The organism is Sphingomonas sp. FW306-1B-B10E (genome assembly GCF_058782005.1).
Map to the genome: position 1 here is coordinate 1 of NZ_JBYSXG010000093.1, position 7,499 is coordinate 7,499.

8 protein-coding genes, 1 pseudogene and 1 riboswitch are annotated in these 7,499 nt (G+C 65.2%); of the genes and pseudogenes, 2 read left to right on the plus strand and 7 right to left on the minus strand.

All coding sequences use genetic code 11. The features are described 5' to 3' along the window. Positions 1–47 precede the first annotated feature (47 nt). Together msrB and AC3WJI_RS21175 are read right to left on the minus strand one after the other, a co-directional pair. Complete coding sequence (gene msrB / locus AC3WJI_RS21170; protein ID WP_492759288.1) at positions 48–530, minus strand: peptide-methionine (R)-S-oxide reductase MsrB; 483 nt, start codon at positions 528–530, stop codon at positions 48–50. A 37-nt stretch (positions 531–567) separates the two neighbouring features. After that, positions 568–1,146 (minus strand): manganese efflux pump MntP, encoded by a 579-nt coding sequence (locus tag AC3WJI_RS21175; RefSeq protein WP_492759289.1) that lies wholly within the window; start codon positions 1,144–1,146, stop codon positions 568–570. Positions 1,147–1,219: 73 nt separating this feature from the next. Then, positions 1,220–1,314: riboswitch (yybP-ykoY riboswitch) on the minus strand. Positions 1,315–1,441: 127 nt separating this feature from the next. Here AC3WJI_RS21175 and AC3WJI_RS21180 point away from each other — a divergent pair. Then, complete coding sequence (locus AC3WJI_RS21180) at positions 1,442–1,870, plus strand: hypothetical protein (RefSeq protein WP_492759290.1); 429 nt, start codon at positions 1,442–1,444, stop codon at positions 1,868–1,870. 293 nt (positions 1,871–2,163) lie between these two features. Here the strand turns inward: AC3WJI_RS21180 and AC3WJI_RS21185 are convergent. The 5 genes and pseudogenes from AC3WJI_RS21185 to AC3WJI_RS21205 form a co-directional block, all read right to left on the minus strand. Continuing rightward, a pseudogene (locus AC3WJI_RS21185) lies at positions 2,164–2,502 on the minus strand (DUF3470 domain-containing protein); the annotation flags it as partial. Between the two features lie 37 nt (positions 2,503–2,539). Next, a complete protein-coding gene (locus AC3WJI_RS21190; protein ID WP_492759291.1) occupies positions 2,540–2,764 on the minus strand; it encodes a hypothetical protein in 225 nt (74 codons plus the stop codon). A 151-nt stretch (positions 2,765–2,915) separates the two neighbouring features. After that, positions 2,916–4,151, minus strand: coding sequence for a cytochrome P450 (locus tag AC3WJI_RS21195; protein ID WP_492759292.1), 1,236 nt, complete (start codon positions 4,149–4,151; stop codon positions 2,916–2,918). A gap of 31 nt (positions 4,152–4,182) precedes the next feature. Next, the gene (locus AC3WJI_RS21200; RefSeq protein WP_492759293.1) at positions 4,183–5,427 is read right to left on the minus strand and encodes an ABC transporter permease; all 1,245 of its coding nucleotides are present in this window, start codon (positions 5,425–5,427) and stop codon (positions 4,183–4,185) included. Continuing rightward, positions 5,424–6,341, minus strand: a complete 918-nt coding sequence (locus tag AC3WJI_RS21205) for an ABC transporter ATP-binding protein (RefSeq protein ID WP_492759294.1) — start codon at positions 6,339–6,341, stop codon at positions 5,424–5,426. The genes AC3WJI_RS21200 and AC3WJI_RS21205 overlap by 4 nt, the downstream gene beginning before the upstream one ends. Positions 6,342–6,380: 39 nt before the next feature. Between AC3WJI_RS21205 and queG the strand changes: the two genes are divergently transcribed. Continuing rightward, positions 6,381–7,499 (plus strand): tRNA epoxyqueuosine(34) reductase QueG (gene queG, locus AC3WJI_RS21210; protein ID WP_492759295.1); only part of this gene is annotated, 1,119 nt, incomplete at its 3' end.

Below are 7,499 nucleotides of genomic sequence, written 5' to 3' on the forward strand. Positions count from 1 at the left end.
CCACCCCCAGCCCCTCCCTTGCAGGGAGGGGAGTCTTTCACGCTAACTCACCCCTTCGGCACGAACTTCAGCGCCACGCCGTTCATGCAATAGCGCTTGCCGGTCGGCCGCGGCCCGTCGTCGAAGACATGGCCGAGATGGCCGCCGCAGCGGCGGCACAATATCTCGGTCCGCGCCATTCCCAGCGAGCGATCGGTCTTGCTGACCACCGCATTGGGCAAAGCCGCATAAAAGCTCGGCCACCCCGTCCCGCTGTCGAACTTGGTCGACGAGGCGAACAGCGGCAGCGCGCACCCTGCGCAGACGAACGTCCCCGCGCGATGCTCCTTGTTGAGCGGGCTCGTGCCCGGAAACTCAGTCGCGCCCTGGCGCAGCGTGCGATAGGCGGCGGGGCTCAGCCGCTTCTTCCATTCTGCATCGGGGAGCGTGAACGGAAAGCGCTGCGCCGCCTCGGCAGGCGCACCGCCGCATGCAGCGGTGAGGGCGCCCAGTCCGGCGACGGCGAGAAACGTGCGGCGATCGGTCTGCATCGCCGATATGTGGGGCGCGCGCCGCGTCCCCGCAATGTCAGGCGATCGCGGTCAGATGCTCGTACAGGATCACGCTGCCGATCGCGATCAGCGCGGTGCCCCCGACGATCTCGACCATGCGCCCCAGCCGCGCGCCCGCGACGCGGCCGATGCTCAGCCCGATCGTCGTCATTACGAAAGTCGCGAAGCCGATCGCCGCGGCGATCACCCAGATATTCTCGCCGACCAGCGCCAGCGACACGCCCACCGCCGCGGCATCGATGCTCGTCCCGATCGCAGTCGCGACCAGCACCATCGCGCTGCGCCAGCCCGGGAGGGCGGGGGCGGGCGCCGCCTCTGCTTCCTCGCGGTGGATCGCCTCCCAGATCATCCGGCCGCCGACCACGCCCAGCAGCCCGAACGCGATCCAGTGATCGACCGCGCCGACAAAGCTCGCGGTGATCAGCCCGACCGCGAAGCCGAGCAACGGCGTGATCGCCTCGACCACGCCGAACACCAGCCCGCCCTTCACGGCGCCGGCGAAATCGGGCCGCGTCGAGGCGCCGCGCGCAATCGACGCGGCAAAGGCGTCGGCGGACATGCTGAGCGAAAGGGCGACGATACCGAAGGGAGACATTACGAACCTCACCGGACGAGCGACAGCGTCACCGATCCCGGCCGGTGCGGGTCCGATGCACGCTGGTCTCGCAAGGCGAACTAGTTCGCTGATCGCGCCATGCGCCGCGGCGCAAGTGTGTTGACGCGATCTCGGCATGGGCGCCGATAGCTACTCCCCAACGGATGTGCCTCTAGCACTATGGGGATTTTCCGCAAGTGCGAAGGAGTTAGGCTACCGTTCAATCTCGGAATGGTCCTAGCACGGACGGCTCTCGTGCTTGCGGAACCGCAATTCCTGCGGGATGATCCTCGCTATGAACCGCTTGGGATATATCGCTTACGGCGTCAGTTTGGTAGCTGGGGCGCTACTCACGGCAAGGTACACGGTCGTTTCGGTCGAAACGCTCTATCGATATGCCGGCGGGATCACCGCTCTCGGCGCTGGCGGTTGGCTTGCAGCGACAGTCGGACCCCTCGCCTTGTCGCTCATCGCGTGGTCAAGGAGCGGACGGACTCGCATGCGTTGGCTACCGCATCTTCTCTTCATCCCGACAGCAATCGCCATGTTTAGAATGGGATCGTATTTGTACTTTGATGCCGTCGGCGTATCGGGTGACAGCATGGTGGAGGACTTCGCGCTGCTAACGGGTTATTTCTATCTACTGCTCACCTTTTTGCTTCATTCAATCGCGTTCGTCGTCCTTGGTGTGGCTGCCATCGGGCATCGGACGAGCGACAATTAAACCTTCATTCCGGATGCATGGCAGTCGCGGCGATAGTGCGGTCATCGGCGCGGAGCCTGGATCGTGAACCAATAAGACGATTGCCCTCACCACGAGCGCAAAGCGGACGACATAGGTGCTCTTAGACAGGCGGCTTTGGGGCGTGAGCACCGAAAAGCGGACCTGCGGCTATGCCTCGGGATGATGTTTTAGGTCAGGAGGTTTCGGAGCATTCCAAGCGCGCGCCCCAACATGGTTTCTCCCTTGCATCGAGCACACGATCTATTGTGCGCGGGTCTGGTTGAAGAGCCGACGTCGCCTTCGCCCGGAGCAGCAGAAAAGTAGCGGTCGAACTTTCCCGGCAGCGAGTAAAATTGCGCTGCGTCGGGTGGAGTTTGCCCGCTGTCAAAGGTCACGTTCGGCCATAATTCAGAATATTTCGCATTCAGTTCAAGCCACGGCTTTGCGCCGGGATCATCCTCGAACACGATGGCGTCGATTGGACATGCTTCGATGCAGCATCCGCAATCAACACATTCAAGCGGATTGATCACAAGCATATTCTCGCCCTCGTAAAAGGCATCGACAGGGCAGACCTCCACGCAGTCCATAAACTTGCATTTAATGCACGCGTCGGTGATCACACCGGTCATATTTGACTCTTCCTTGGCAACGGTTGCGATAGCGACGTCAGTCCCATTGATGGCGCGCGAATGGCCAAATAACGCGCAGCATCAGCGCGACTACTCCGGCCGCCAGGCCGAAGGCAATCAGCATGGCAATGAGCGCCTCCACCTCGGGGAGGAAGAGAGCGTAAAACGCGGCTCCGATCCCAAAAAGAATCAGGCCTGCAGCTGCGATACCAGAAACCGCGAGCGCGACAGCGGCCGGGAAAGTCAGGATCACGCGTTTCATCTGTCGATACTTAGCGCCGGTCCGGAACGTCGACAAATCTGGCCTCGCTGCTATTAGCCGTCAAACCGGGCGTATGTGAGCTTTGAGAAGCGCAGCAGCGGTACCGAATGACCGGCTTTTGGAGCGTTTGCTGCCGTTCGCTTTAATGCGCCTAATACCGGCTCAGCTCGACCGGCATCTTCTTGTACCCGTGCACGAAGCACGCCGCGACGCGCTCGGGCTCGCGTAGTACGTTCACCCGCAGCCGCCGCTTGGCCATTTCCTCGAGCAATATCCCGATCTGCAGCTCGGCCAGCCGCGCGCCGACGCAGCGGTGGATGCCGTGGCCGAATGACAAATGCCGCCGCGCATTCTCGCGATCGACGATGATCCGGTCGGCCTGGGGGAAAATGCTCTCGTCGCGATTGGCGGAGATGTACCAGAGCGCGAGCTTGTCGCCCGCGCGGATCTTCTGTCCTTCCAGCTCGGTATCCTGCGTCGCGGTGCGGCGCATGTGCGCGAGCGGAGTCTGCCAGCGGATGATTTCCTGCACAGCGTTGGGGATCAGCCCCGGATCGGCCTCGAGCTTGGCGCGCTCCTCGGGAAACTGGTCGAGCCCATAGGCAAAGGCGCTCATCGAATTGCGCGTCGTGTCGTTGCCGCCGACGATCAGCAGGATCAGGTTCCCGAGAAACTCCATCTGGTCCATGTGCGCCATGGCATCCGAATGGATCATCATCGAGATGAGGTCGGGCGCGGGTTCCTTGCCGATCCGGCTCTGCCAGAGATTGCCGAAGTAGGCGGCGCATTCGAACAGGATCGTCCGCCGCTCGTCCTTGCGCAGCGGATCCTTGGCGATCTCGATATCTCCCGCCCAGTCCGACCAGTGGGTCAGCAGCCGGCGCTCTTCCCAGGGAAAGTCGAACAGGATCGCGAGCATCTGGGTGGTCAGCTCGATCGACACCGTATCGACCCAGTCGAATTCCTTGCCCACCGGCAGCGAATCGAGGATTTCGGCGCTGCGTGCGCGGATGTTGTCGGTCATCCGCGCCATCTCGGACGGGGTGAATGCCGGCGCGACGGTGCGGCGCTGGCCGGTATGCTTGGGCCGGTCCATCGCGATGAACATCGGCATCTTGATGTCGCCCTCCTTGAGGTCGGCGATCGTGATCCCGCCCGCTTCGGACGAATAGAGATCGGGAAGCGATTCGACTTCGACAATCGGCTTGTAGCGCGACACCGACCAGAACGGCCCGAAGCTGCTATGCTCGGTATAATAGACCGGGGCCGTCTCGCGCAGCGTGCGGAACGGCGCTTGCCAGGCATCGTCGCGATACAGCTCGGGCCGGCTCATATCGAGCGGATCGACTGCGTCCTGGGGCTTCGACTCGGTCGCCAGCGTCGCCATGCTGCTCTCCTGCTTTTCGGAGAGGAGAACCTTAACTGACAGTCGTGTCAATAGCGGGGCGTTCGGCCTGTCGCTTGCTGCGCTTCGGACTGCCCGACTTGAGCACCCCGCGACGGAACAGCCGCGCCGCGACCGTCACCGTGATCGCCACCCACAGGATCTGCCAGGCAAGCGCGACCGCATGCGGCCACAGCGCCGGCGCGTTCGCCGCATGCGCCGCCATCGCCAGCGGCGAGCTGAACGGGAAGATCTCTGCCGCGCGCGCTGCCCAGCTGTCGGCATGCCCGGCCGCATAGGTGGCGAAGCCAAACATCGCGAACTGGAAGATCGTGATCGGCAGCGACAGCATCTGGATCTCGCGCTGGGTCGAGGCGAGCGCGCCGACGCCGAGGAATACTGCGCTCTGCAGCATGTACGCCATCGTGAAATAGACGACGAACAGAAGCGGGAAGACCGGACCCACCGCAGCGCTGAGATTGCCCAGCCCGTCGGCCAGGCCTTCGGGTGCAAAGCGCGGCAATTGCGCGAGCAGGGTCCCCCAAAAGCAGACGAACAGCAAAGCCGACCCGAACGCGCCGATCAGCTTGCCGAAGAACACGCTTTCCAGCGGGACCGCCGCGGCGAGCACTTCGATCACCTTATTCGATCGCTCCTCGGCCATCGCGCCCACTGCTTGGCCCGACAGCATCAGCGTCAGGAAGAAGATGCCGAGCGCGGCGAAATAGGCGGTCTGGCTGCGCCCGCTGCTGGTCGCCTGGCCCTGCCCGATCACACTGATCGTCGCCTGGCTGAGCGGCTGGGTGCCGCCAACGCGCTCGGCCCGCAACGTCTGCTCGGCGAGTTCCTCGAGATAATTGGCATCGGCCCAGCTTGTCGGGCGACGCAGGATCTTCGGCTTTCCGAGCGGACCGTAGAGCACTGCGGTCGCTTCGAACTGGTTGCTGTCGATCAGCGCGCGCGCCTGGGCGGCGAGGTCGTCGCCGGCGCCTTCGATCTGCAGCGCCGGCCAGCGGGAGGGGCGGCCGAACGAGTCGCGCAATTGCTGGTCGACATCGGCGATTTCCTTCGCCCGGTCGCCCGATGCGATCACCACGATGCGCTGGCGCGCCTCGCCGCTGCCGGTCGCACTGGTCGCGCTCATGCTGCCGACCACGCCGAAGCCGATCATCAGCAGCGGGCTCAGCAGAAACAACAGGAAGGTCGGCGTCATCACCGTCGCGGTGAAGTCGCGGCGCGCGACGGTGAGCGCCTGGCGGAGCATCCGGCCGAAACTCATGCCGCCTGCTCCAGCGCCTCGGCGCCGACGATCCGGACGAACGCGTCGTGCAGCCCAGGCCGCTCGATCGACAGGCCCGAAATGCCATAGCCCGCGTCGATCAGCCGGACGAGCAAGGCCTCGATGCCCTCAGGCGGGACGGTGAAGCGCCAGCTGCCATTGTCGCGCTCGGCATCGGCGGGGAGCAGCGCTCCGGCGGTGTCGGCATGATGATGCGGCGTGTAATGCGCCTTCAGCGGCAGCATCGCGCGCGCCTGGTCGACGGTGCCTTCGAACTTCACCACGCCGCCGGCGATGATCGACAGATAATCGCACAGCCGCTCGGCATGCGCCATCACGTGCGTGGAGAACAGGATCGTCGCGCCACGGTCTCGCTGGCCGCGGATCAGTTTCTCCAGCCGCTCCTGATTGACCGGGTCGAGCCCGGAGAAAGGCTCGTCGAGCACCAGCAATTCGGGCTCGTGGACGACCGAGCCGAGCAACTGAACGAGCTGGGCCATCCCCTTGGAAAGCTTGCGAATCTTGTCATCGGCGGCATGGCCGAGCCCGGCCTGGTCGAGCAGCTCGACGGCGCGCTTGCGCCCGACGCTCCACGGCAGCCCGCGCAGCGCGCCCATGAAGGCGATCGCCTCGCGGCATTTCATGTTGGGATAAAGTCCCCGTTCTTCAGGGAGATAGCCCACGCGGTCGCTCGCATCGCGCGGCGCCGCGTGCCCGAGTAGGCGACGTTCGCCATGATCGGGCTCGATGATCCCGAGCAGCATGCGCAGCGTCGTCGTCTTGCCCGCGCCATTGGGGCCGAGCACGCCGTAGATCAGCCCCTTGGGCACCGCGATGCTGACGCCGTCGACGGCGCGCCGGTCGCCGAAGCGCTTGACGAGGCCGGTGGCGCTCACGGCCAGATCGCTGCTCAAACTAATGCCCTCCGTTGCGCTTCGTGGTAGCGGGTCCGTGTGCGCCAAGACAAGTCACTCGAACAGCGGATCAAGGACAAGGCCGCCGAAATCGGTTTCGCCGATTGCGGGATCGCGCGCGCCGACGCCGCGCCGGCGGCGGGCGCGCGGCTGCGCCAATGGCTCGCTGAGGGCGCACACGGCTCGATGATCTGGATGGAGGAGCGCGCGCACCATCGCGAGAGCCCCGCCGCGCTCTGGCCCGAAGTGCGCAGCGTGATCGCGCTGGGGATGAGCTACGCCCCCGCAACCGATCCCCTCGCGCTCGCGGGGGCAGGGGAGACCGGGCGGATCTCGGTCTATGCCCAGGGCGGCGACTATCACGATCTGATCAAGCGGCGGCTCAAGGAACTGGCGCGCTGGCTGGTCGGCGCCGCGCCGGGGGCGGACGTCAAGGTCTTCGTCGATACTGCGCCAGTGATGGAGAAGCCGCTGTCCGAGGCCGCCGGGCTCGGCTGGCAGGGCAAGCACACCAATCTGGTCAGCCGCAGCCATGGCAGCTGGCTGTTCCTCGGCGCGATCTACACCACGCTCGATCTGATGCCCGAACAGCGCGGCCTCTCGACCTGCGGCACCTGCGACGCCTGCCAGACTGCATGCCCGACCGACGCCTTTCCCGCGCCCTACCGGCTCGATGCGCGGCGCTGCATCTCGTATCTGACGATCGAGCATAAGGGCCCGATACCGGAGGAATTCCGCGCGGCGATGGGCAACCGCATCTATGGCTGCGACGATTGCCTCGCGGTATGCCCCTGGAACAAGTTTGCCGCGGCGGCGCAGGCGAACCTCGCCTTCGCCCCGCGCGCCGAACTGACCGCGCCCGCGCTCGCCGACCTGCTCGCGCTCGACGATGCCGCGTTCCGCGAAGTCTTCGCCGGTTCCCCGATCAAGCGCATCGGCCGCGACCGCATGGTCCGGAATTGCCTGATCGCCGCGGGCAATAGCGCCAGCGCGGCGTTGGTCGGACCTGTCGAGGCGCTGCTCGCCGACCCCGACGAGACGATTCGGGAGGCAGCGGAGTGGGCGCTGGCGCGCCTAGTTCCCCTCCCGCTTGCGGGAGGGGTTAGGGGAGGGGAGGATGTCTCACCGAGTGTAGCCTTCGCGGCCAGCCCCTCCCCC